This window comes from Nisaea denitrificans DSM 18348, assembly GCF_000426505.1.
GTDB lineage: Bacteria > Pseudomonadota > Alphaproteobacteria > Thalassobaculales > Thalassobaculaceae > Nisaea > Nisaea denitrificans.
The window spans coordinates 38,405-62,016 of the sequence record NZ_KE384532.1; the positions used below are offsets into that span (position 1 = coordinate 38,405).

Sequence of the window (23,612 nt, forward strand, 5' to 3'; positions counted from 1 at the left end):
ATGAAAGCCTTCGTCGCGGCCCTGATTGGCCTGTTCGTTATCACCGGCGTCGCCTGGGGTGGCCTCCACCTGTTCGATTTCAGTACCAAGACTGTCTATCAGTCGGCCACGGGTGACGTTCGGCTCGATTGATGCTCCGGTCTTCTGCTTTCATATTGATCGCGGCGCTGGCAGCCAGTGTTTCCGCCCGGGCGGACGAGGCCGCCCTCGAGGGAAAGGGACGTGAGATCGCGCTTCTGCATTGTGCCCGGTGTCATGTGATTGATGCGAAAACAAGGCTGGGCGGGATAGGCAGTACACCGTCCTTTCCGTTGCTGATGTCGCTTGCGGACGGCGAGCACCGCTTCATCACCTTCTTCGACCGGCGACCGCATCCGGTCTTCGTCCGGATGGAGGGGGTCGAGCCGCTGACGCCCTTGCCGGCCAACGCTGCGGAAGCCGAATTGTCTGTTGATGATCTCGATGCGCTGATTGCCTATGCCCTCTCCCTGAAATAGACCGCGGATTGACGGCGGCCGATGCCGTCAGTAAGGCTTGCGGGCATGATTTTCACGCTCAGCGAACAGCGAGGCCTATGACCGTTCCGCCCCCCGCCTATCTGACCGTCCGCGAACTCGCGGACCTGCTGCGGGTAAAAGAGCGCAAGATCTACCAGCTCGTGGCCGACGGTGAGGTTCCATGCCGCCGGGTCACCGGAAAACTGCTGTTCCCCCGTCAGGAAATCGAGGCCTGGATCGCGGGAGATACCGGCGCCAGTACTACCGAAGCCGCCCCAACATCGATGATAACTGAACTGCCTCCCCATGCCGGGCCCCATGCCGAGATTGTCGCGGGAAGCCATGATCCCTTGCTCGACTGGGCGTTGCGGGAATCCGGCGCGGGTCTGCCGACGCTTTTCGATGGAAGCCTCGATGGCATTGCCCGGTTCGAGAGACGGGAAGCCTCGGTTGCGGGCATTCATATTCCCGAGGAAGACGGCGTGGGCTGGAACGTGTCGGCAGTGCGCGCGCTCGGCCCGGCCCGTAATGCCGTGCTGATCTCCTGGGCAACCCGCACGCGCGGATTGATCGTCGCCCCTGGCAACCCGAGCGGAATCGGAAAGATCTCTGACCTGGCGGGAAAGAGGGTGGCCCAGCGGCAGGCCCATGCGGGAAGCCAGCTTTTGCTGGAGCAGCTGATGGCGCGTGCCAGTCTGGCTGAAACCGACGTGATCTGGCTTGATTTACCGGCGCGGACGGAGACGGACGTGGCCGAAGCGGTGCGTGCGGGCCGGGCTGAGTCGGGCCTCGGACTGGAGAGCGTGGCCCGGCAGCATGGGCTCGATTTCATTCCCTTGGTCGAGGAACGGTTCGATCTGCTGGTCTGCCGGAGGTTCTATTTCGAGCCGCCGTTCCAGGCTCTGCTCGACTTCGCGTCGGGAGCGGTGTTCCGCGACAGGGCGGCGGAACTCGGCGGGTACGATGTCTCGGAAATCGGCCGGGTCAGGGACAACGCTCCCTGACCCAAGCCTTTGATATCTCTACTTCGCGTTGGCAAAGAACAGCTGCTGGCCATTCAGCTTGTAGCTGTTGATGGTTTCCTGGCCTTCGTCGCCGGTTACCCAGTCGATGAAGGTCTGGCCAAGTTCCTTCTTCACGACGGGATGCTTGGCCGGGTTCACCAGAATGACGCCATACTGGTTGAACAGGACCTTGTCGCCTTCGACCTGGACCTTGAAATCGCTCTTGTTCTTGAAGCTGATCCAGGTGGCCCGGTCGGTCAGTGCGTAGGCGCCCATGCCGACGGCTGCATTGAGGGTGGCGCCCATGCCGGAGCCGGTCTCGCGATACCAGGAGCCGCTGGAGGCATCGGCATCGACACCGGCCGCTTTCCAGAGACGTTTTTCCTTCTTGTGCGTGCCGCTGTCATCGCCGCGCGATGCGAAAGGCGTCTTGGCATCGGCGATCATCTTGAGCGCCGCCGGTGCGTCCTTCATGCCGCCGACTTTCGCCGGATCGGCAGCCGGGCCGACAATAACGAAATCGTTGAACATGACGTCCTGACGGCTGACCCCGAAGCCGTCCGCGACGAATTTCTCCTCGGCGGGCTTGGCATGCACGAAGAGAACGTCGCCGTCGCCATTGCGCGCATTCTTCAGTGCCTGCCCAGTGCCGACGGCCACGACACGGACTTCGATGCCGGTCTTCTTGCTGAAGATCGGCAGCATGTAGTCGAACAGGCCGGAATTCTGCGTCGACGTGGTCGATTGCAGGGTGATGAACTTGTCGGCTGATTCGGCATTGCCGGTTCCCGTCAGAGCGAGCATCGCCGCGAGTGCGAGCCCTCCCAAAATCCTCTTCAGGTGTTTCATTGCTTTTGCTCCCAATGGTCGGTGGTTTGGTCCGGGGCCGGTGATTTGGTCCGGTCAGGCGCCGTCCGGCAGGTGCAGCCGTCCGGCAAGATAATCGCGCGCGGCGGCGCTCGATGGGGCTTCAAAGAAAGCGGCGGCGCTTTGTTCTGCGATCCGGCCACGGTCCATGAAGATGATTTCGGAAGCGAGGCGCCGGGCCTGATGGATGTCATGGCTGATCATGACGATCTTGCAGCCGCGCCGTTCCGCCGCCAGCACCAGCGCCTCGATGGCGGCGGTGGAGGCGGGATCAAGGCTGGCGGTGGGCTCGTCCAGAAACAGCACGTCCGGCTGCAGGCTGAGGGCTCGGGCGAGGGCAAGGCGTTGCTGCTCGCCGCCGGAAAGCACCCGGGCCGGGCGCGCCGCAAGATGCGCGATGCCTGCTTCCTTCAAGGCTTCGGTCGCTCGGCGGTTTCGGTCCGCGCGGGGTACGCCCGCCGCATTCAGGGCGTGATCGAGATTGGCCGTGACAGACCGGCGCAACAGCACTGGCTTCTGGAACACCATGGCCTGGCGCTTGCGGATCTCTCGATTGGCGGTCTGTCCCCGCCAGCTCACCGTGCCGGCGCTCGCCGGGATCAGACCGTGCAGGATGCGCATCAGGATGCTTTTCCCGGCGCCGTTCGGGCCGAGGATCATGCTGATGCCGCCTTCGGCGATCTGCAGGCTCACCTTGTCCAGCAGGGCAAGACCGTCCGGTGCATAGCTGAGATCTTCCGCACGCAGCGGCAGCAGCGGATTGGTCACTGCGAAGCTCGCATTCGGGCTGACATTTTGCGGGATATTATTCATAGGCAAATCGCCGCGCCGTCCCTTTCAGGGCCATCAGGGCGGCATTCACGCTGATCGAGATGCCGATCAGGATCAGGCCGAGCGCCAGGGCCAGGGCGAGGTCGCCTTTCGAGGTTTCCAGAGCGATGGCGGTCGTCATCACCCGGGTCACATGGTTGATGTTGCCGCCGACAATGATCACCGCCCCGACTTCCGCGACAGCCCGCCCGAAGCCGGCCAGTGCCACGGTGATCAGGGAGAACCGGCCATCCCAGAGCAGGGTGGTCAGAGTGGCGAACGGCCCGAGGGCGAGGGAGCGCAATTGCTCGTCATACTCGGTATGCAGATCGGCGATCACCTGCCGGGTCAGCGCCGTCGCGATCGGCGTTACCAGCACGGTCTGGGCAATGATCATGGCGGTCGGCGAGTAGAGCAGCTGGAATGTGCCGAACGGTCCCGCGTTCGAAAGCAGCATGTAGATCGCCAAGCCGACCACCACGGGCGGCAGTCCCATCAAGGCATTGGTCAGAACCAGCAGCACCCCACGGCCCGGAAAACGGAAGATGGCGATGGCGGCGCCAAGGGACATGCCGATCATGCAGGCGCACAGGGTTGCGGACAGGCTCACTTTCAGCGAAAGCAGCACGATCTCCGCGAGATCGGCGTCTGCGGAAAGGATGAGCCGAAAGGCCAGTGAGAATGATTCTGCAAAATCCTGCATAATTTACAATAACGGGTGTTTTTTACCAGCGCTAGCCGATTTTCCAGCACGCGGGATGGACTGGCTTGTCGCTCTTTGTTGGAGAGTGGTGCTGTGTAACGCGCAACATGCAAAATAATGCATGTCAATTTTCGTGATTGCATTATAGTGCGCCTTCGATTGAAGAAGACGGAGCGCCCCGGCGAGTGGCGCCCACATGGGAGATGCTCAGAAATGATGATCGATTTCCGGACCGATCCGTCCCGCTACAAGCACTGGAAACTGGTGTTCGACGGCGCCCGTGCAGACCTTGTCATGGATGTGGACGAAAAAGGCGGCCTGTTCGAGGGCTACGAGCTGAAGCTCAATTCCTACGATCTTGGGGTCGACATCGAGCTCTATGATGCAATCCAGCGGCTGCGGTTCGAGCACCCTGAAGTGAAGGTCGTTGTGCTGCGGTCGGCCAAGGACCGGGTGTTCTGCGCCGGCGCGAATATCCGCATGCTGGCCGGTGCCGCCCATGCCCATAAGGTGAACTTCTGCAAATTCACCAACGAGACACGTAATTACATGGAAGAGGCGAGCGCCGAGTCCGGCCAGAAATATCTGGCTGCCGTGACCGGTGCCTGCGCAGGCGGCGGCTATGAGCTGGCGCTCGCGACCGACCATATCATCCTGACTGATGACGGCGCGTCCTCCGTTGCTTTGCCGGAAGCGCCACTGCTGGCCGTGCTGCCGGGCACCGGCGGGCTGACCCGGGTCACCGACAAGCGCAAGGTCCGGCGGGACCGGGCGGATGTGTTCTGCGCCATCGAGGAAGGCATCAAGGGCCAGCGCGCCGCGGACTGGGATCTGGTCGACGAAGTCGCCCCGAACTCGAAGTTCGACGAGGTGGTCGCGGCCCGGGTGGCGGCAATGGCGGAAAGTTCCGACCGGCCGACCGGCGCCAAGGGCATCGCATTTCCACCGATCGAACGGAAGATCGAGGGTGATCTGATGCAGTTCGACCTGGTCACGGTCGAGATCGACCGGGATGAGCGCAATGCGACTATCACAATCAAGGGCCCGGAGCAGGACGTACCGGCGGATACTGATGCGCTGGTTGCGCTCGGCGCTGACTACTGGATGCTGAAGCTCTGCCGCGAGCTGGACGACGCGATCCTGCATCTGCGGATCAACGAGCTGGAAATTGGCACCCTGATCCTGAAGACCGCGGGAGACGGCGCCAAGGTGCTGGCGCATGACGCTTTCATCGCGGCCAATCGTGGTCACTGGCTGGCCCGCGAGATCGCGCTTTACTGGAAGCGCGTCATGAAGCGGATTGATGTGACGTCGCGTTCGCTGGTGGCGCTGGTCGAGCCGGGAAGCTGCTTTGCCGGATCGCTGGCCGAACTGCTGTTCGCCGCCGACCGCAGCTACATGCTGGAAGGGCAGCTTGACGGTGACAACCGCCCGCCGGCCGAAATCGCGCTTGGTCCGGCCAATTTCGGCCCGTTCCCGATGAGCAATGATCTGACCCGTTTGCAGACCCGGTTCCTCGGCGCCCCCGAGGCGGTGACGAAAGCGGAAGGCTCGATTGGCGAGAGTCTGGATGCAGAGCGGGCGGATGAGCTCGGCCTCGTTACCTTCATCTTCGACGATATCGACTGGGAGGACGAGGTCCGGATGTTCCTTGAGGAACGCTCCAGCTTCTCCCCCGATGCGCTCACCGGCATGGAGGCGAACCTGCGTTTCGCCGGACCGGAGACCATGGAAACCAAGATTTTCGGACGCCTGACCGCATGGCAGAACTGGATCTTCCAGCGCCCGAACGCGGTCGGCCCGGACGGTGCGCTCGGTCGCTACGGCACCGGGCGTCAGCCGGAATACGACATCAAGCGGGTCTGACCGCCCCAAACCCTCATCAAGAGGCTCGACCCGAAACAGAGAGGAGACGCGGATCATGAATGAAGTTCTGAACGTCAGCTACGACACCAAGATCCCGAACAACATCAACCTCTCCAGCGACCGCAAGGTTCTGAAGGCGCTGGAGCAATGGCATCCGGGTTATATCGACTGGTGGATGGATCAGGGGCCGGAAGGCTTCCAGACCTCCGATGTCTATCTCCGGACGGCTGTCAGCGTTGATCCCAAAGGCTGGGCCAAGTTCGACTACGTGAAGATGCCCGACTATCGCTGGGGCATCCTTCTGGCGCCGCAGGTCGAGAACCGGAAGATCGCCTTCGGTGAGCATAAAGGCGAGGACGTCTGGCACGAGATCCCGGGCGAATACCGCGCCATGCTGCGCCGCCTGGTGGTGATCCAGGGCGACACCGAGCCGGCCTCTGTCGAGCAGCAGCGTTTCCTTGGTGCCACGGCGCCGTCCCTCTATGACATGCGCAACCTGTTTCAGGTGAATGTCGAGGAAGGCCGGCACCTCTGGGCCATGGTCTACCTGTTGCAGAAATATTTCGGCCGCGACGGCCGCGAGGAAGCGGGCGAGCTGCTGAACCGCCGTTCCGGCGACGGTGACAAGCCGCGCATGCTGGGTGCGTTCAACGAAGAGACCCCGGACTGGCTGTCCTTCTTCATGTTCACCTTCTTCACCGATCGTGACGGCAAGATGCAGCTCGAAAGCCTGGCCCAGTCTGGTTTCGATCCGCTGTCCCGGACCTGCCGCTTCATGCTGACCGAGGAAGCGCACCACATGTTCGTTGGCGAGACCGGCGTCGGCCGCACCGTGCAGCGCACCTGCGAGGCCATGCGCGCGGCCGGTATCGAGGACCCGTACGAGATCGAGAAGGTCCGCGCCCTCGGCGTGATCGATCTGCCGACCTTGCAGAAGAAGGCAAACCTGCACTTCTCCCTGTCCCTCGACCTGTTCGGCTCCGAGATCTCGACCAATGCGGCCAACGGCTACAATTCAGGCCTGAAGGGCCGTTTCCAGGAAGAACGGATCGACGACGATCATCGCCTGGTCAACGACACCTATCCGGTGTTGAAGCTGGTCGGCGGCGAGTTGAAGCTGGTCGAGGAGCCTGCACTGTCCGCTCTTAACTCGCGATTGCGGGACGATTACGTCCGGGATTGCCAGGGCGGCATCAATCGCTGGAACCGGATCATCAGCAAGGCCGGGATCAATTTCGAGATCACCCTGCCGAGCGTTGCCTTCCACCGCCATATCGGCGAGTTCCGCGATGTCCACACCACGCCGCAGGGCCAGGTGCTGAGCGACGGAGAATGGGGCGCGCGCCGGGACGAGTTCCTGCCGAACACCGAAGATGGCGATTATATCGCTTCGCTGATGACGTCGGTGAGCGAGCCGGGCAAGTTCGCCGGCTGGATTGCCGCCCCGCGTGTCGGCATCGACAACAAGCCGGGCGATTTCGAATACGTGAAAATCCACGACTGAGTTTCCCCGGGACTCCTCCCTTAGAAGACTCGGGCTGACCCGGGCCGCCATTTCGGCGGCCCGGTTTTTTTACGGTCAGTTATCCGCAGCAATCTGTCCCGGACTGGATCGGCGGGCAGGGGACCGTGCCGTAGGAGCAAAAGACGCAGCAATCGCCGCGTTTGGGTTTCAGGAGCGCGCCACATCCCTTGCAGTCATAGAAAAACTGGCACGCATCGGTTGGCATTTGCTCGGCCTCTGTGTGTCCGCATTCAGGGCAGGTGAGAACCGATTCTAGGATGATCTTGCTGGCATTCGCCGCCATAGGGCGACCCCCGTTAACAGAACGAAAAAGATGAGTGCGGGCAACAAAACCAGATCGAGATAGCCTGTAGCCCACGATAATCCCACCGCTCCCATCAGAACGGCAAGAACTGGTGTGAAGCAACAGAGTGCGGTCACAATAGTTCCAAAAATGCCGACTTTCAGTAGTCGCTCGCTCATCAACAACCATAGCACCGATGAGACCTGCATCTCTTCACAAAGCCGTTGTTCGCAGTGGTGCGACGGGCTCTGAGTAACGGCCTTTCCTACCGGTCTGAAAACCAACCCCGCGTCCGGTTCGCAAACGCCACCAGCGACAGCATGACCGGGACCTCGACCAGCACGCCGACCACGGTGGCCAGCGCAGCACCGGAATTGAGGCCGAACAGGCTGATGGCGACGGCAACGGCGAGTTCGAAGAAGTTCGAGGTGCCGATCATGGCGCAAGGCGCGGCAACATTGAACGGAACTTTCCAGGCCTTCGCCCAGCCATAGGCGATGGCAAAGATGCCGTAGGATTGCAGGATCAGGGGGATGGCGATCAGCAGGATCGTCAGCGGGTTTTCCAGCACCGTCTGGCCCTGAAAGCCGAACAGCAGGACGACGGTCGCCAGCAGGCCGAGCACGGAGAAGGGTTTCACCCGGGCGGTGAAGTCATGGACGATCTGCTCGCCCGCATCGTGATTGGCGGCCTTTGCCGTCAGGTGGCGCCGGGTCATATATCCGGCGCCGAGCGGGATGACGACATAGAGCACGACCGAGAGCAGCAGGGTCTCCCACGGCACGGTCAGTTCCGTTACGCCGAGCAGCAGCCCGCAGATCGGCGCGAAGGCGATGATCATGATCAGGTCGTTGATGGAAACCTGGACCAGCGTGTAGGTCGGATCGCCCTTGGTCAGGGTGGACCAGACGAAGACCATGGCCGTGCAGGGCGCGGCGCCGAGCAGGATCAGCCCGGCGATATATTGCTCCGCATCGGCGGATGAAATCAGTCCGTCGTACAGATAGCGGAAGAACAGGATGCCCAGCGCAGCCATGGTGAAGGGCTTGACGATCCAGTTCACCACCAGGGTGATCACCAGACCCTTGGGCCGGTCGCCGATGCTTTTCAGGCTTTCGAAATCGACCGCGACCATCATCGGGTAGACCATCGCCCAGATCAGCACGGCGACGACGATATTGACCGAGGCGTATTCCAGCCCGGCCAGCACCGCGAACAGATCGGGCGCCAGATTGCCGAGCAGCACGCCTGCAGCAATGCAGAGCGCGACCCAGAGGGAAAGCCATTTTTCGAAGAACCCGATGCCGCCCGGGGCAGCGACTGTTTCTGAACTCATGCGGTGTCGGGTCCTTCTGTTGGCCGTCAGGCGTTTTCGGGCGTCTTCGTGGTGCCGGCGATATCGTCCAGCCGTTTTTGCAGGGCGAGTTTGTCGAGCCTCTGGAGCGGCAGGTTGACGAAAATCTCGATCCGGGTGTTCAGCATCCGGAAGGCATCGGCGAAAGCAAAGCGTTTTTCCGCCTCGCTACCCTCTACCGCCGCCGGGTCCGGAACGCCCCAATGGGCCGTCATCGGCTGGCCCGGCCAGACCGGGCAGGTTTCCTTCGCGGCGTCGTCGCAGACCGTGAAGACGAAATCCATCGCCGGCGCGCCGGGGGCTGAGAAATCCTCCCAGCTCTTGGAACGCAGGGTATCGAGGGCGTAATTCTGATTTCTCAGGAAGTCCGCCGCATAGGAATGGATTTCACCGCGCGGCGTGCTGCCGGCGCTGTAGGCCTGGAACCGGCCGGCCCCGGCGCGGTTCAGAATGGCTTCCGCCATGATGCTGCGGGCGGAATTGCCTGTGCAGAGAAAAAGAACGTTGAAGATCCTGTCGCCGGTCATTGCTCTGTCTCCGGAATGGCGCCGCAGAACGCGGCATTAGCGGTAAGGCCGCCACATATGTCCGGGTTTCCGTTACAGCAATCCTGTGTCAGGAATGTTAAAAGCCGCCGCATGGCGTCGATTTCCACGGAGTAGAAGACATTCCGATGCTGCCGGCGGGCCCGGACCAGACCTGATCGCTCCAGCTGCGCGACATGGAAAGAGAGGCTGGACCGGGAGACGCCGACCTGCTCCGCCAGATCCCCCGCCGAGATACCTGACGGTCCGGCCTGCATCAGCCTGCGATAGACCTGAAGCCTCGATTCCTGTGCCAGCGCGCCAAGCGCGATGATTGCGTCATGCTCATTCATTTCAATAATTCCAATATCATTGAAATGAGAAGGTGTAAATTCTATTCTGCGGTCCTCGCGTCGCCGGGCATATGCTGGAGGGCGAGCGTGCATAACAGGAGCAGCGGATGACCGTGCGTGTTGCGATCAATGGTTTTGGCCGGATGGGGCGTCTTGGCGCGCGGGCATGGTGGGGAAGGGACGGCTATGAGATCGTCGCCATCAACGATCCCGCCCTCACGCCGGAAATGGCCGCGCACCTGCTTGAGTTCGATACCGTTCACCGGCGTTGGGACCGGCCCGTCGGCCATACCGGAAACGGCATCCTGGTCGATGGCCGGGAAATTCCGCTGACGGCTCATGCCTCCCCGGCTGAAAGCAGCTGGGGCGGCAAGGATGTCGACATCGTTCTGGAGTGCAGCGGGCGCTTCAAGTCCGGTGCGGCATTGCAGCCCTATTTCGACCGGGGCATCGCCAAGGTGATCGTCTCCGCACCGGTCAAGGAAGAGGGCGCGCTCAACATCGTGATGGGCATCAACCACCACCTCTACGATCCGGCGCAACATCACCTGCTGACGGCGGCTTCCTGCACAACGAACTGCCTCGCCCCGGTGGTGAAGGTGGTGCATGAGGGGGTCGGCATCCGTCATGGCTCCATCACCACCATTCACGACGTGACGAACACCCAGGTCATCGTCGATGGGCCGCACAAGGATCTGCGTCGGGCCCGTTCGGCCCTGAATGCGCTGATCCCGACCAGCACCGGCTCGGCGACGGCAATCGGCATCATCTACCCGGAGCTCAAGGGGCGGCTCGACGGCCATGCGGTGCGGGTGCCGCTGCTCAATGCTTCCCTGACGGACTGTGTTTTCGAGCTTGAGCGGGAAAGCTCGGTGGAAGAGCTGAACGGCTTGTTCAGGGCGGCGGCGGACGGGCCGCTTGCCGGTATCCTCGGTTTCGAGGAGCGGCCACTGGTCTCGACCGATTTCACCGACGATCCGCGCTCGGCCATTATCGATGGGCCCTCCACCATGGTGGTGAACGGGACGCAGGCGAAGATCTATGCCTGGTACGACAATGAATGGGGCTATGTGAACCGGATGATGGAGCTTGCTCGGCTCGTGGCGGAGCGGCTGTGACCGAGACTGAAAACAAGGGTGCGCCGGCCGGCGACGGGCGGACCTATGCGTCCGTGACGGGGGCCTATTGGGCCTTCACCCTGACGGACGGCGCGTTGCGCATGCTGGTGCTGCTGCATTTCCACCAGCTCGGCTTCACCCCGCTCGATATCGCCTTTCTGTTCCTGCTGTACGAGGCGATGGGGATCATCACCAATTTCCTCGGCGGCTGGATCGGTGCGCGCTTCGGGTTGCGGATCACGCTCTTTGCCGGGCTGGCTGTGCAGATAGCGGCGCTGCTCATGCTCTCGGCCACGGACCCGGCCTGGACGGCGCTATTCTCGGTCGGCTACGTGATGGTGGCGCAGGCGCTTTCCGGGGTGGCCAAGGATCTCACCAAGATGAGCTCCAAATCCGCCGTCAAGCTGGTGGTTGCATCGGAGGAGGCCGGGTTGCTTTTCCGCTGGGTGGCGGTGTTGACCGGCTCCAAGAACGCACTCAAGGGCGTCGGCTTTCTGCTCGGCGGGGTGATGCTGGAGGGGCTTGGCTTTACGCACGCGCTCTATGCCATGGCCGGGATGCTGGCGGCTGTTCTTGCCGCTGCGCTCCTCACCATCAAGGCGGATCTCGGCCGGGCGAAGACAAAGATCGTCAAGCGGGATCTGTTCGCCAAGACGCGGGAGATCAACTTCCTCTCCGCTGCCCGGATCTTCCTTTTCGCCTCCCGCGACGTCTGGTTCGTCGTTGGTGTGCCGGTCTTCCTTTATGACCAGTTGGGCTGGTCTTTCGACCGTGTCGGCCTGTTCATGGCGGTCTGGGTGGTCGGCTACGGTATCGTGCAGGCGCTGGTGCCCCGGTTCCTCCGGCGGACGCGGGATGCCGGGTCGGCAGCGCGCGGTGCGGTGCTCTGGGGCTCTGTTCTGGCGCTGCTACCGGCCATGATCGCGGCAGGGCTGACCCCGGGATGGATGCCTGCCGAATTTGGTGCAGGCGATGCCCCGGCCATCATTCTGGTCGGCGGGCTGCTTCTGTTCGGCGTGGTGTTCGCCGTCAACTCAGCACTGCATTCCTATCTGATCGTTGCCTATTCGGACGCGGACAAGGTGGCGCTGAATGTCGGCTTCTATTACATGGCGAACGCCGTCGGCCGGTTCGCAGGGACGCTTCTTTCCGGGCTGGTCTACCAGCTTGCCGGATTGACGGCGACGCTCTGGGTCTCCGCCGCCATGGTGTTGCTGGCGGTCATGCTGACGGTGCCATTGGGTGGCGGCAGGCGGGCTATCCCGCAATCGGGATAAAGGCCTGCTCGCCAGCCCTTTCCCAGGCGTCAGGTGCTGGGCTGCTGGATCACGCAGCCATACCAGCCGAGGCCTTCATATGTCTCGTAGCCGGGTGTCTTGTGGAAGCCGACGACAGCGCCGTTGGGCAGAGTGTAATGACCGCTGTCCCGGCCCTCGGTCTTCAGATCGAAACGCTCGCTCAGGATGCCTTCCCGGTCGGACGCGGCGATGATGCGGAAATCGGCGTCGAGCAGCATGGCGCGGGAGCGGCCAGCTTCTGCTTTCTCGAAGCGGACACCCTCGACGATGGTTTGTGCCTGCGGCTCCCACTCGAAATGAATGCCCAGAACGCCGAGCACGGCGCCATTGCTCTCGCCGCCTTCCCGGATCGCGGCCGCATAGGTCGCGGTCGGCTGGCCGTCGAGTTCTACGCTCGTCGCGATATCGGCGACGGAGTATTCATCGCCATCCCGGGTCGCCATGGCATCGCGGAACCAGCCTGCATTGGAGACAGAGCGGCCGGCGGCGTTGTAGCGCTCGGGCCGGCCATTGGCGATAACGGTGCCGTTGGCGTCGCAGATCCAGAGGTCGATATAGACGGTATAGGCTGACAGGATCACGCCGAGCCGCTTGGAAGCATAGGCGGCGGCTTCGTCGGATGGAGCGGCGAGGCAGTCGACGATGGCGCTGTCGGTCGCCCACCAGCGCACGTCGCAGGTCCGCTCGAACAGGTTCCGGTCGATCAGCTCGACCGCGTTCAGGGACAGGTCGACAAGCCGCTGACCCTTGAGCTGGTCGACAATCGAGCGACCGATGGTTTCCAGCATCTCCGCCTTGCCGGAGAGTTCGGTCTGCAGCGCGTCGGCGATCTGCTCGATCTCGACGGAAACGCCCTTTACCTCATCGGCGACAACCGCGAAGCCGCGGCCCAGCTCGCCCACGCGCGCGCTTTCGATCAGGGCGTTCAGGGCCAGCATCTTGGTCCGGCCGGTAATGGCGTGAATTTCCGCGATCTTGGTTTCGGCCGTGCTCCGGACATCGGCGGTGAGCGTGACGATCTGTTCCGGGTCGGTGATGGCGTCAGACGAACTCATAAGGTTATTCCCAGGGTATGGGGAAAAGGGCATGCTTTTGACGGAAGGGGATCCTAGCATATGCGCGATTTTTAAGCAGAAGATCTAAAAGCTTAACAAATGATCACGATGTCAATTCCACATTGCGAGTAAGCGACCTTTAGCAGACTGTCAGCGACAAGTAATTGGGGACGGGACCTTCCATGGCGCTTTGGCATAAATACTCGCTCGTTGCATATCTTGCGGTGTTCGTCGGTGTTCTCGGGCACGCGTCTACAGAGTTTTTTGCCGTTTTGTCCGGCGTGTCCGGCCCGGAGCTTTCTGTCTGGCGGTTTTTGCTCGGTGGCGCCGGACTGATCGTTCTGGCCCTTTTGTTGCCGGGGTCGCGTGATTTGGTTGCGCCGTTCAGGACGCACGGCGTGAAGCTGCTTTTCCTCGCCCTTCTGGGCGTGACGATCGGATATCTCGTCTTTCACTGGTCGCTCGATTTCGCCTCGGTGCCGCAGGTGGCAACCCTGGTGACGACGGTCCCGATCTTCGTCGCTCTCAGCAATCTCCTGATCAACAAGGCGCCGATGACGCGGGGCAAGATCGTCAGCGGCCTCTGTGCCGTTGCCGGTATCGCGCTGCTGATTACGGACGGCTATGTTGCGTCGTTGGCAGGCTCGGGCGAAAGCCTGCTTGGTATCTTTCTCGCCACCGCATGTGCCGCCGCAGTCGCGACCTATTCCGTGCTGGTGCGGCCGATCATTGCGATCTACGGAGCGCTGCGAATCACAGCCATCACCATGATGCTCGGCGGTATCGGCCTGTGGCTGGTTGTCGGCCTGTTCTTCGGTGTTTGGGTTGAACCCTCGCGGCTGGTCGGTTTGGGCGTCCCGGCTCTGGCCTCGTTGCTGGTCATCGCTTTCTGGAACACTACCATCACCCAGTTCCTCTGGATCGGGGGACTCGCGGCGGTGCCGGATATCACACGCGGCAGTTACCTCTTCTTCCTGAAGCCGGTGATAGCGGCCCTGCTTGCCGTACTCGTGCTCGGACAGGATCTCTCGGCCACGCAGATCCTCGCCATCATCGTCATCACCGGCTCGGTCTTCGGTGAGCTGTTTCTCGACCGGGAACCTGCTGCCTAGAGGACGTTCCGCTTGCACTGACTTGGGCCTTTGGGCCAGAGTTCCGGCGCTGAAAAACATACAAAGAAGCATTGCGAAAGCCGGTGCAGGGGAGTGAGGGATCATGGCTCAGGAGATCGTTCTGGCGGGCGGAAAGCGCACGCCGTTCGGGGATTTCGGGAAATCGCTGAAGGACATTCCGCTGACGGCGCTGGCGACCCATGCGGCCAGGGCATGCGTGGAAGATGCGGAGATTTCGCCGGAAAAGATCGATCACGTGGTCTGGGGCAATGTCCTGCCGGTTGATCCGGACGGCTATTACACCGGCCGTGCGGCTGGCCTGAATATCGGTATGAAGGACGAAAGCTGCGCCGTGCAGGTGAACCGGGCTTGCGGTTCCGGCACCCAGGCGATCCTCACTGCCGCGCAGCAGATCATGACCGGGCACGGCAAGATCGCGCTGGCCGGTGGCGGCGAGAATTTCTCCCGCGCGCCCTTTGCCAACCAGAAGATGCGCTGGGGCGCCATCCGTGGCGCGCAGAGCTTCGAGGACACTATGGAATCCGTCTATAGCGATCCCTTCGGGCACGGCCTGATGGGGGCGACGGCGGAGAACCTCACCGAGGATTTCCAGCATCGCCGCGAGGACATGGATGCCTGGGGCCTGATGAGCCAGCAGCGCGCCGGCAAGGCGATGGCGACCGGTTTCCTGGCCCGCCAGATCGCGCCGATCGAGGTGCCGGAGGGCCGCAAGGGCACAAGGCTGATGAGCGAGGACGAGTTCCCGCGCCCCGAGATCACGCTGGAAAAGCTGGCGACCCTGAAGCCGGTCTTCCGCAAGGGCGGACAGGTGACGCCGGGCAATTCCAGTGGGGTGACGGACGGCGCCGCCTTCGTGCTCGTTGGAGACCGGGCGGCGGTCGAAGCACAGGGGATCGAACCGGTGGCTCGGATTGTCGACTGGACCATTGTCGGTGTCTCACCGCGCATTATGGGCTGTGGTCCGGTGCCGGCGATTCGCGCCCTGTGGGAAAAGCGCGGGATGAAGGCGTCCGACATCGACTATTACGAGATCAATGAAGCCTTCGCGGTGGTGAACCTGCATGCGGAGAAGGAACTCGGCGTCGGTCGCGATGTGACGAACATCTATGGCGGCGGCATCTCCATCGGTCACCCGCCGGGAGCGACCGGGGTGCGCATGACGATCACCGCCATGCACCACCTTCAGGAATCCGGGCAGCGTTATGCCTGTATTTCCATGTGCATGGGTGCGGGCCAGGGCATGGCCGTGCTGATCGAAAATCTCGCCGTCTGATTCTGGAGCTTTCCATGTCTGTTGACCTTACCGGGTCTTTTGACCTTACCGGCAAGGTGGCGCTGGTCACCGGCGCCAGCCAGGGCCTTGGTGCCCGTTTCGCTGAAACACTGGCGGCCAGCGGGGCGGCCGTTGCCGTTGCCGCGCGCCAGGTAGCGAAGCTGGAGGAACTGGCGGAGCGGATTGGCGCGGCTGGTGGGACGGCCCATGCAGTGGCGATGGATGTCACCGACCCGGCCTCCGTCGAGGCGGCTGTCGAGAATGTGGAGGCCGCGCTCGGCCCGCTCGATGTGCTGGTGAACAATGCCGGGATCGCCGTGCAGAAGCCGTTTCTGGAGATGAGCCCGGAGGATTACGACCAGGTCCTCGACACCAATCTGAAGGGCTGTTTCCTGGTCGCCCAGGCGGCTGCCCGGCAGATGAAGGGGAGCGGCGGCGGCTCGATCATCAATATTTCCTCCGTGCTCGGCACAGAGGTGATCGGCGCGCTCTCGACCTATTGCGCATCCAAGGGCGGGCTGTTGCAGCTCAACCGGGCCATGGCGCTGGAATTGAGCCGTTACGGTATTCGGGTGAACGCCATCGCGCCGGGCTATATCGAAACACCGATCAACAGCGGGTTTTTCAAAACCGAGCCCGGTCAGAAAATGGTCAAGACGATCCCGCAGCGCCGGCTCGGCCAGCCGGACGACTTGGACGGCGCGCTGCTGCTTCTGGCGTCCGATCAGGGCGCCTATATGACCGGCTCGGTCGTCACCGTCGATGGCGGCTTCGTCCTGCGCTAGGGCGAGGCAAACCGGATGACGGACTTTCTGATACGCGACCGGGATCTCGGCTTCCTGCTGCATCAGCATCTCGGGATCGACGGTCTGCTCTCCCGTCCCCGCTTCCGTGGCCAGGGGCGGGAGAGTTACGACGCGATCCTGGAGACGGCGCGGCGCATCGCGGCCGAGAAATTCCGTCCGCACAACCGCGCTTCCGACCTTGAGGAGCCGCGTGTCGAGAATGGCCGGGTGGTTGTCCATCCGGAGATCGGCCCCGCTATTGCCGCTTTCAGCGAAGCCGGCTTCGCCGCGGCTCATCATGACGAGGCGCTCGGTGGCATGCAGTTGCCCTGGGTGGTGACGCAGGCCGCCTTCGCCTATTTCCAGGCGGCCAATCTGGCCACCGTTGCCTATCCGTTCCTGACCATCGCTGCCGGCAACCTGATTGCCGCGCACGGCACGGAAAGTCAGAAGGCGCGGTTTCTGCCGCCGCTGATGGATGGCCGTTTCTTTGGCACCATGATGTTGTCGGAGCCGCATGCGGGCTCCTCGCTTTCAGACGTGCGCAGCACGGCCTCTCCGTGTGACGACGGCCGCTATGCTCTCACCGGCACCAAGATGTGGATCTCCGGTGGCGAGCATGAGCTGGCGGAGAACATCGTCCATCTGGTTCTGGCCCGGACGCCGGACGCGCCACCGGGTGTGAAGGGGCTTTCGCTCTTTATGGTGCCGCGTTTCCGGCTGGATGAGGACGGCAATCCGGGGGCGGATAACGGCGTCGTGCTCGCCGGGCTTAATCACAAGATGGGGTATCGCGGGACCGTCAACACGGTGATCAATCTCGGCGAGACGGAGCCCTGCATCGGCGAGTTGATCGGTGAGGAGCATCATGGCCTGACCTATATGTTCCACATGATGAACGAGGCCCGGATCGGTGTCGGCTCCGGTGCTGTGGCGCAGGCTTATACCGGCTATCTGCACAGCCTCGACTATGCCCGGACGCGCCCGCAGGGCCGGCATCCGGACGGTAAGGACCCGGCGAGCCCGCAAATCCCGCTGATCGAGCATGCCGACATCCGCCGCATGCTGCTGTTGCAGAAGGCGGTGGCAGAAGGCGGGCTCGCGCTCTGCCTGGAAGCCGCGCTCTTGGTGGACGATCAGCGTACACATCCTGACGAGGCAGTACGCCGCGATGCCGGGTTGCTACTCGATTTTCTGACCCCGATCCTGAAGTCTTTCCTTTCCGACCGGGCGCTGGAGGCGAATGACGCGGCGATCCAGATTCATGGCGGTGCCGGCTACACACGGGACTTCCCTGTCGAGCAGTTCTGGCGGGACAATCGTCTGAACCCGATCCACGAGGGGGCCAACGGAATCCAGGCGATCGACCTGATGGGCCGCAAGCTCGGACAAGCGGACGGCCGTTCTTTTACTCTCTTTCTGGATAGCATCGCCGGGACCGTCGGAGACGCGCGGGCCATTGATGCTCTTGCCGGACATGCGGCGGCTCTTGAGGAGATGACAAGCCGGTTCCGGAGACTTGCCGAACAAGTGTTGCCGGAGTTGCGGCAGGAGGCGCGCCGTTCGCTGGCGAACGCGTCTGCTTTCATGGAGGCGGCGGGATATATCACCCTCGCCCGTGCCTGGCTGGCGCAGGCCGTCACGGCCAGACGTTTGCTGTCGGCGGCGGAAGGTGCGGAAGAAGAGGCCTTTCTCAACGGCAAGATCGAGACCTGCGGCTTTGTCTTCGCCTGGCTGCTGCCCCGCGCGGAGCCGGCGCTCGGTCTGCTCGAATCCGGCGACGATACGGTCTTCCGCATGTCTGTGGACGGATTCTAGTCGGGTTCGCTTGAACCTGCGCGGCGGAGCCTATACGAAATCGGTCAACGAATTTCAGATACCAAGCCGTTCGAGGAGGATGGGATGTCAGTGAACAAAATCGGCGTCATCGGCGCCGGAATGATGGGCTCCGAAATTGCCCTGGTCTTCGCCATGGCCGGCAAGAACGTCGTCATGATGGAGCCGGAGCAGGCACGTCTGGACAAGGCTATGGCCGGTCTCCAGAAGACGCTCGAATCCGGTGTCGCCCGGAAGTTCTGGGCGGAAGAGGACATGGCGGCGGCGCTGTCGAACATTTCCACCGCCACGGACGTCTCCGGTTTCGGCGACCGCGATCTGGTGATCGAGGCCGTGTTCGAGGACGAAGAGGTGAAGGCCGCCGTCTACAAGGAGCTGGATGCGGTCTGCAAGGACGATGCGATTATCGCTTCCAACACCTCCAGCATCTCGATCACCGTGCTGGCCTCCTATTTCTCCGAGAAGCGCCAGTCCCGTTTCCTCGGCCTGCATTTCTTCTCTCCGGTCAGCCGCATGAAGCTGGTCGAGGTGATCCGCGGCATGGATACGGACGATGACGTGATCGCGATTGCCCGCGATGCCTGCATCGAAGCCGGCAAGACCCCGATCGATGTGAAGGACGTGGTCGGCTTTGCCGTCAACCGCATCCTCTTTGCCATGTGGGACGAGGTGCTGCGGCTTGCCGAGGAAGGTGCCTGCACACCGGAAGATATCGATATCGGCTGCAAGCTGGGTCTCGGCCATCCGGTCGGTCCGTTCGAGCTGATGGACAATATCTCCAACACCCTGAACCTGCAGGTCGCCGAGATCCTGCACGAAGCCTATGGCGAGCGCTTCAACCCGCGCCCGATCCTGCGCCAGATGGTGAAAGCCGGCCGCGCCGGCCGCCGCGCCGGCCGGGGCTGGTATCGCTATGACGAAAAGGGCAAGCGGGTCGCCTGACTCACGCAAGACCTTTAAGGTTTCAGACGGGCGGTCCTTGTGGCCGCCCGTTTTGCTTCGGCGTCTGTCCCAGTGCGCTGAAAAGGGCTTTATCCTGCTAGGCCTCCCGGCCCATGATTAAAGAAAACCCGGAAGGGGAGGGGCGAGACGGTGCAATCAATCCGGCGCGGCGAGACAACACTCAGAACACCGAACATCACGGCGGCGGCTCAGGAAGAACTTGAGGCGGCCGGCAGCGATGCGGACCGGATCGAATCCGTCGCATCACTGATCCATGGCGCTTTCACTGATTATTACGGCCGCTTTCGGGCAATCGCACATCTTGCCAAGACCGCGTTCGAGGCACGGGACTGGCCGGCCTCCCTGGCCCTCAGCCAGGAGCGGCTCGGCATCTATGGAGCCACGGTTAATGCGCTGGTGCCGGTGATCCTGCTGCATTGCCCGGACGTGCAGGGCAAGGATGCGTTCTGGGCGGATGTCGAGGATCAGTATCTGCCGCTGATCGACGGGCTCTACCATGCCGACCTTGCCTATGCCTTTCTGAATTCGGTGCGCCGCCAGGTGCATGCGGACATGTGGCGCGCCTCGACTTATTCCAGCGCCCGCGCCCGGGATGAGGAGAAAGCACCGCACCCCGTCGTCACCCGACTGTTCGATATCGAGGGGCCAGTTGACGGTGCGCAGTTGGTTCCTGTGTTGACTCTGGCCGGGTTCTCGCGATCCTGGCGCAATCTTCACGCCGATGCCGATGCAGTCGCGGAACGTATCCGGGAAGCCGTCCCGGAGGCGGGCCGTATCGTCGGGATCGAGATGGCGGATGCCGGGTTTTACCGGAATCGGGGCGCCTATCTCGTTGGCCGTGTGTTGCGTGAGGGGCTGGAGCCTGTTCCGCTTGGTATTGCGTTGCTGAATGAGGCGGAGGGGATCTTGGTCGACGCGGTCATTCTCGGCTCGGATGACCTGCAATATGTCTTCAGCTCGACGCTGGCCAATTTTCATGTGACGGCCGAGCACTATCATGAGATAGCGGCCTTTCTGTTCGCTCTGATGCCCGACCGGCCGCACGGCCTGCAATATTCCACCATCGGCTATAATCATATCGGCAAGGTCGCCGTGATCAGGCAGATCGAGGACGAGCTGAAGGCATCCGGAGAGACGTTGGATTATGCTGTCGGCTCCCGGGGCACTGTCGCTATCGGATTTTCGGCGCCCTCCCTCGGCTATGTCGCCAAGGTGATCAGGGACCATCCGACGGCAGGCTACAAATGGGGTGTGTTTCCCGGTGTCCGTTCCGTGCTGCAGAAATACAGCCGGGTGCACGAGATCAACCGGGCCGGCTCCATGCTGGATAACATCATCTATTACAACGTCACCCTGCCGGCGGATTACTTCACCGACACGTTGCGCCAGGAGATCCTGGAGGCGGCGGGCGACAATGTGATCCAGACCGGGGCAGGGCTGCTGTTCCGCCACCTGATTGTGCAAATCAAGATGATCCCGTTTCCTGTTTTCCTGGAGAGCGCTTCGGAGGAGGAGGCGGAGAACGCGATCCTCAATCTCGGACAATGCATCGCCAACAATGCCGCGGCGAACATCTTCAACAAGGATCTCGACGGCCGAAACTACGGGATCAGCGGTATCCGCAAGGTCTATCTTTTCGACTATGACGCCATTGAGGATCTGACCGACGTCAAGGTACGGACCAATCAGGACCGGTTTGACGGTGAGGAAGATATTCCGGACTGGTTCTTTGAGGAGGGGGTGATCTTCCTGCCCGAGGAGCTGGAGGTGCACTTGCGTATCGAGGATCGCCGTTTGCGCCGGATTTTCCGGGAGGCGCATGGCGATCTGCTGACCATGAAATACTGGACCGATATGCAGGACCGGCTGCGCCGCGGAGAGGTGCCGCGACTGACACCCTATCGCGAGGAATGCCGACTATCCTCAGAATCATAATGGGGTAACAGTGATGCGGTAGCCGTGATGGGGCTACCAGCGGTAATCATCGTCGCGCTGGTACTTGCCGCCTTTGGGGAGCTTGTCCTGCCGCCGGCGGTCTGGACCTGCATAACCGTCTGACTTCACGAACGGACGGGCGTCGGATAGCACAGTCAGGATTGTCCGCTGCAGATTTTTGAAGTCGACCGGCTTGGCGACAAACGCACTCGCGCCGTCATCCCGGGCCTTGAGGACCGATTCCCTGCTGGCGTGCTGGGTGACGAGAATGACGGGAACATAGGGGTTCGTGACGTTCGGATCGTGGCGGATGCGATGCAGGATGTCCCAGCCGTTCATCGGCTGCATTTCAAGATCGGTGATGACGAGGTCGTAGTGCCGCCTGGTCAGGTCCTTGAGGGCAGCCTCGCCGTTCTCGCGTTCGGTGACGTCGTCAAACAGAAGATGCTCCAGAAATGTTCGTATGAGCAGCCTGGTTGGCTGGTCATCTTCCACGATCATCACCCGAAGGGCGCGCAAATCTTCTTTTGAAAGCTTTGTCATCTGTTGCGTCCAAGCCTGTATTCAGCCTGAACGTTATATAGCGCGGGAAAGGTTAATATTCAGTGTGGGTGGTGCGCATGATCTTATTCACGCCAGGGAACGGTAGCTTGAAGTCCGCTACATACGGGGGAATTCTGGGGAGAATTATGAAATGGCGCGCCCGGGAAGATTCGAACTCCCGACCTCTTGATTCGTAGTCAAGTGCTCTATCCAGCTGAGCTACGGGCGCCCCTTGGGAGCATGGCGCCCCCGAAGGAGGCCGGAACATACTCAAGCCGAATTGGAAACGCAAGCGCTTATCTTACGGAATCGTTTGGGAAAACAACTTGTAGGCCCGATTGGCATTGGTTACTATCCCTACGAATTTCGCGGCTTGCGGCTACCATCAGTGGGGGACTGCGTCGGCAAGCTTATTCCTACCGTCTTCAACCCGTACCGGTCGGGGGCAGACGGGGGCGGGGCTCCTACCCGAAAGGGCGGATCGCCGGGGCTCATTGCTAGGGGGGTCGGCATTGGTTGGTCGGACGGATCTACCTGAAACCGCGGCAAACATAACACCTATTTACAAGGTGACAGCGTCCTATGATTCTTAATCGCTCGTCGCTCGTTGTTCTGGGCGCAATGGTTCTCCTTCTCGGAGGCTGTTCTTTTTCATCCGACGCTTTGTGGCCGAGCCTTTCTGGCGAAGCTCCGGCCGGAGCCGCTCAAACATCCGGGCAAGTGCCTGGCCAGGTGGCGATCCAGCCGTCTGCCGGCGAAATCGCAGGCCAGCCACTCAGTGCCAGTGGGCAGCAGCAGCTTAGTTTGAATAATACGAACTTCGAAGTGCAGCCGCCCAGACCGGGAGCCGCAACAGGCACCTTCGTCGGCAACAAGGTGGTGCAGCTCCGGGATGACCTGCGGCGTTTGCAGGAATCCATTCGGAGCCATAACGGTGATTTGCAGATTGTCCGTCAGCGGACGATCGGCAATGCGCAGACCTATCACCTGTCCGTTGCGACCATCCGCTCGCGGCTGCAGGTCGGCACCACGCCGGGCAATCCGGTGTTGGTCTCTTCCTGGAACGAATCGCAGCGTTTGCTCGAACAGGTGAATGCCGATATCGGCGACATGAACGATCTTTCTAACCGTGTTGCTGCTGACGCCGCGCTGTCGACATACCTGCTCGACGCCACGCGTGCTGCCTTCGGCCTTTCCGGCGCTGTTGACGAAGACCACCGTCAGCTGGAAGTGCTTGAGGATGACGTCAACCGCACTGTTGTGTTGGTAGACCGGTTGCTGACCGAGCTGAGCGACGATATTCGTCGCCAGAGCCGTTATGTTGCAACCGAACGGAACGATCTGAACACGTTGGCTCTCGCCATCAAGAACGGTGAATTCTTCGGCACCAGCCTCGCCTCCCGTACCTACGGGATGGGCAGTGCCGCGGCGACAGCGACTCCGACAGTTCAAAGTCGTGGCCTGAGTTCCACTACCGGGTCCCGGCGGCCGCTCGTGGTGATCCGCTTCGACCGGAGCAACGTGAACTATCAGCAGGCGCTCTACACTGCCGTCAGCCGGGCCCTGGAACGTCGCCCGGATGCGTCCTTCGACCTCGTGGCGGTGTCCCCGTCCAGCGGCTCGTCGGCGCAGGCAGCGCTCGACACCAGCAAGGCGCGGAAGAATGCGCAGGATGTCCTTCGTGCCCTGACCGATATGGGGCTGCCGCCGAGCCGGGTGGCTCTGTCGGCGACAACCGCCAGCGACACGTCGAGCAACGAGGTTCGTCTGTTCGTCCGCTAGCCGGGAACATAAGGTTTAATAAAAGCGCCGTCCGATCTTCGGGCGGCGCTTTTTCTATGCGCGAAACCTGTCACGCTGGGTTCGGTGTGTCGTCCGTCAGATTAA

24 protein-coding genes and 1 tRNA gene are annotated in these 23,612 nt (G+C 62.0%); 14 read left to right on the forward strand and 11 right to left on the reverse strand.

Features of this window, described 5'->3' with window-relative positions; translation table 11 throughout:
- The 3 genes from K328_RS27100 to K328_RS0119975 all read left to right on the forward strand — a co-directional run bounded on the left by K328_RS27100 (position 1) and on the right by K328_RS0119975 (position 1,501).
- The gene (locus tag K328_RS27100) at positions 1–132 is read left to right on the forward strand and encodes a hypothetical protein (protein WP_281169442.1); all 132 of its coding nucleotides are present in this window, start codon (positions 1–3) and stop codon (positions 130–132) included.
- A complete protein-coding gene (locus tag K328_RS0119970) occupies positions 132–497 on the forward strand; it encodes a c-type cytochrome (RefSeq protein ID WP_028467477.1) in 366 nt (121 codons plus the stop codon). The genes K328_RS27100 and K328_RS0119970 overlap by 1 nt, the downstream gene beginning before the upstream one ends.
- Positions 498–574: 77 nt before the next feature.
- The gene (locus K328_RS0119975; RefSeq protein ID WP_028467478.1) at positions 575–1,501 is read left to right on the forward strand and encodes a helix-turn-helix transcriptional regulator; all 927 of its coding nucleotides are present in this window, start codon (positions 575–577) and stop codon (positions 1,499–1,501) included.
- Between the two features lie 18 nt (positions 1,502–1,519).
- Here the strand turns inward: K328_RS0119975 and K328_RS0119980 are convergent, their stop codons facing one another.
- Genes K328_RS0119980 through K328_RS0119990 form a run of 3 tightly spaced genes read right to left on the reverse strand, consistent with a single transcriptional unit; the run spans position 1,520 to position 3,881 of the window.
- Entirely contained in the window at positions 1,520–2,350 is an 831-nt protein-coding gene (locus tag K328_RS0119980) for an ABC transporter substrate-binding protein (protein WP_036555253.1), read from the reverse strand.
- 54 nt (positions 2,351–2,404) lie between these two features.
- Positions 2,405–3,181, reverse strand: a complete 777-nt coding sequence (locus K328_RS0119985) for an ATP-binding cassette domain-containing protein (RefSeq protein WP_028467480.1) — start codon at positions 3,179–3,181, stop codon at positions 2,405–2,407.
- Complete coding sequence (locus K328_RS0119990; RefSeq protein WP_028467481.1) at positions 3,174–3,881, reverse strand: ABC transporter permease; 708 nt, start codon at positions 3,879–3,881, stop codon at positions 3,174–3,176. The genes K328_RS0119985 and K328_RS0119990 overlap by 8 nt, the downstream gene beginning before the upstream one ends.
- Positions 3,882–4,094: 213 nt before the next feature.
- On the opposite strand from K328_RS0119990, the gene boxC reads away from it, so the two are divergent.
- Together boxC and boxB are read left to right on the forward strand one after the other, a co-directional pair.
- Positions 4,095–5,747, forward strand: a complete 1,653-nt coding sequence (gene boxC, locus K328_RS0119995; protein ID WP_028467482.1) for a 2,3-epoxybenzoyl-CoA dihydrolase — start codon at positions 4,095–4,097, stop codon at positions 5,745–5,747.
- Between the two features lie 55 nt (positions 5,748–5,802).
- On the forward strand, positions 5,803–7,251 hold the full coding sequence (gene boxB / locus K328_RS0120000) for a benzoyl-CoA 2,3-epoxidase subunit BoxB (protein ID WP_028467483.1): 1,449 nt from the start codon (positions 5,803–5,805) through the stop codon (positions 7,249–7,251).
- A 79-nt stretch (positions 7,252–7,330) separates the two neighbouring features.
- On the opposite strand, the gene K328_RS27105 is transcribed toward boxB, so the two are convergent.
- The 5 genes from K328_RS27105 to K328_RS0120015 are packed head-to-tail and all read right to left on the reverse strand — an operon-like array spanning position 7,331 to position 9,786.
- Positions 7,331–7,555 carry a GDCCVxC domain-containing (seleno)protein gene (locus tag K328_RS27105; protein ID WP_084608443.1) on the reverse strand — a complete coding sequence of 75 codons (225 nt, stop codon included), beginning with the start codon at positions 7,553–7,555 and terminating at the stop codon, positions 7,331–7,333.
- Positions 7,525–7,764: a mercury resistance system transport protein MerF gene (gene merF, locus K328_RS26495; RefSeq protein WP_425411530.1), complete on the reverse strand. Its 240-nt coding sequence runs from the start codon at positions 7,762–7,764 to the stop codon at positions 7,525–7,527. The genes K328_RS27105 and merF overlap by 31 nt, the downstream gene beginning before the upstream one ends.
- A gap of 56 nt (positions 7,765–7,820) precedes the next feature.
- Positions 7,821–8,891 (reverse strand): ACR3 family arsenite efflux transporter, encoded by a 1,071-nt coding sequence (gene arsB, locus K328_RS0120005; protein ID WP_028467484.1) that lies wholly within the window; start codon positions 8,889–8,891, stop codon positions 7,821–7,823.
- Between the two features lie 26 nt (positions 8,892–8,917).
- Positions 8,918–9,436, reverse strand: a complete 519-nt coding sequence (locus tag K328_RS0120010; RefSeq protein ID WP_028467485.1) for an arsenate reductase ArsC — start codon at positions 9,434–9,436, stop codon at positions 8,918–8,920.
- A complete protein-coding gene (locus K328_RS0120015) occupies positions 9,433–9,786 on the reverse strand; it encodes an ArsR/SmtB family transcription factor (RefSeq protein WP_028467486.1) in 354 nt (117 codons plus the stop codon). The genes K328_RS0120010 and K328_RS0120015 overlap by 4 nt, the downstream gene beginning before the upstream one ends.
- Positions 9,787–9,893: 107 nt before the next feature.
- Between K328_RS0120015 and K328_RS0120020 the strand changes: the two genes are divergently transcribed.
- Complete coding sequence (locus K328_RS0120020) at positions 9,894–10,904, forward strand: ArsJ-associated glyceraldehyde-3-phosphate dehydrogenase (protein ID WP_028467487.1); 1,011 nt, start codon at positions 9,894–9,896, stop codon at positions 10,902–10,904.
- Positions 10,901–12,181, forward strand: coding sequence for an organoarsenical effux MFS transporter ArsJ (gene arsJ / locus K328_RS25120; RefSeq protein ID WP_051285247.1), 1,281 nt, complete (start codon positions 10,901–10,903; stop codon positions 12,179–12,181). Before K328_RS0120020 ends, arsJ begins: the two co-directional genes overlap by 4 nt.
- 29 nt (positions 12,182–12,210) lie before the next feature.
- On the opposite strand, the gene K328_RS27110 is transcribed toward arsJ, so the two are convergent.
- Positions 12,211–13,257, reverse strand: coding sequence for a methyl-accepting chemotaxis protein (locus K328_RS27110; protein ID WP_028467488.1), 1,047 nt, complete (start codon positions 13,255–13,257; stop codon positions 12,211–12,213).
- A 182-nt stretch (positions 13,258–13,439) separates the two neighbouring features.
- On the opposite strand from K328_RS27110, the gene K328_RS0120035 reads away from it, so the two are divergent.
- From K328_RS0120035 to K328_RS25125, 6 genes are all read left to right on the forward strand, one after another.
- Positions 13,440–14,369, forward strand: a complete 930-nt coding sequence (locus tag K328_RS0120035; protein ID WP_051285252.1) for a DMT family transporter — start codon at positions 13,440–13,442, stop codon at positions 14,367–14,369.
- A gap of 103 nt (positions 14,370–14,472) precedes the next feature.
- Positions 14,473–15,663 (forward strand): thiolase family protein, encoded by a 1,191-nt coding sequence (locus K328_RS0120040; protein ID WP_028467490.1) that lies wholly within the window; start codon positions 14,473–14,475, stop codon positions 15,661–15,663.
- Between the two features lie 14 nt (positions 15,664–15,677).
- Positions 15,678–16,448 carry an SDR family NAD(P)-dependent oxidoreductase gene (locus K328_RS0120045; protein WP_028467491.1) on the forward strand — a complete coding sequence of 257 codons (771 nt, stop codon included), beginning with the start codon at positions 15,678–15,680 and terminating at the stop codon, positions 16,446–16,448.
- 135 nt (positions 16,449–16,583) lie between these two features.
- Positions 16,584–18,266, forward strand: a complete 1,683-nt coding sequence (locus K328_RS0120050) for an acyl-CoA dehydrogenase family protein (RefSeq protein ID WP_425411531.1) — start codon at positions 16,584–16,586, stop codon at positions 18,264–18,266.
- 84 nt (positions 18,267–18,350) lie between these two features.
- Complete coding sequence (locus K328_RS0120055; protein WP_028467493.1) at positions 18,351–19,226, forward strand: 3-hydroxyacyl-CoA dehydrogenase family protein; 876 nt, start codon at positions 18,351–18,353, stop codon at positions 19,224–19,226.
- Between the two features lie 150 nt (positions 19,227–19,376).
- On the forward strand, positions 19,377–21,182 hold the full coding sequence (locus tag K328_RS25125) for an isocitrate dehydrogenase kinase/phosphatase AceK regulatory subunit (protein ID WP_051285254.1): 1,806 nt from the start codon (positions 19,377–19,379) through the stop codon (positions 21,180–21,182).
- A 33-nt stretch (positions 21,183–21,215) separates the two neighbouring features.
- Here K328_RS25125 and K328_RS25130 read toward each other — a convergent pair whose 3' ends face one another.
- Together K328_RS25130 and K328_RS0120070 are read right to left on the reverse strand one after the other, a co-directional pair.
- Positions 21,216–21,725, reverse strand: coding sequence for a response regulator (locus K328_RS25130; protein ID WP_051285256.1), 510 nt, complete (start codon positions 21,723–21,725; stop codon positions 21,216–21,218).
- Between the two features lie 152 nt (positions 21,726–21,877).
- A tRNA-Arg gene (locus K328_RS0120070) sits at positions 21,878–21,954 on the reverse strand.
- A gap of 575 nt (positions 21,955–22,529) precedes the next feature.
- Here K328_RS0120070 and K328_RS0120075 point away from each other — a divergent pair.
- Positions 22,530–23,507: a hypothetical protein gene (locus tag K328_RS0120075; RefSeq protein ID WP_245577613.1), complete on the forward strand. Its 978-nt coding sequence runs from the start codon at positions 22,530–22,532 to the stop codon at positions 23,505–23,507.
- Positions 23,508–23,612 lie beyond the last annotated feature (105 nt).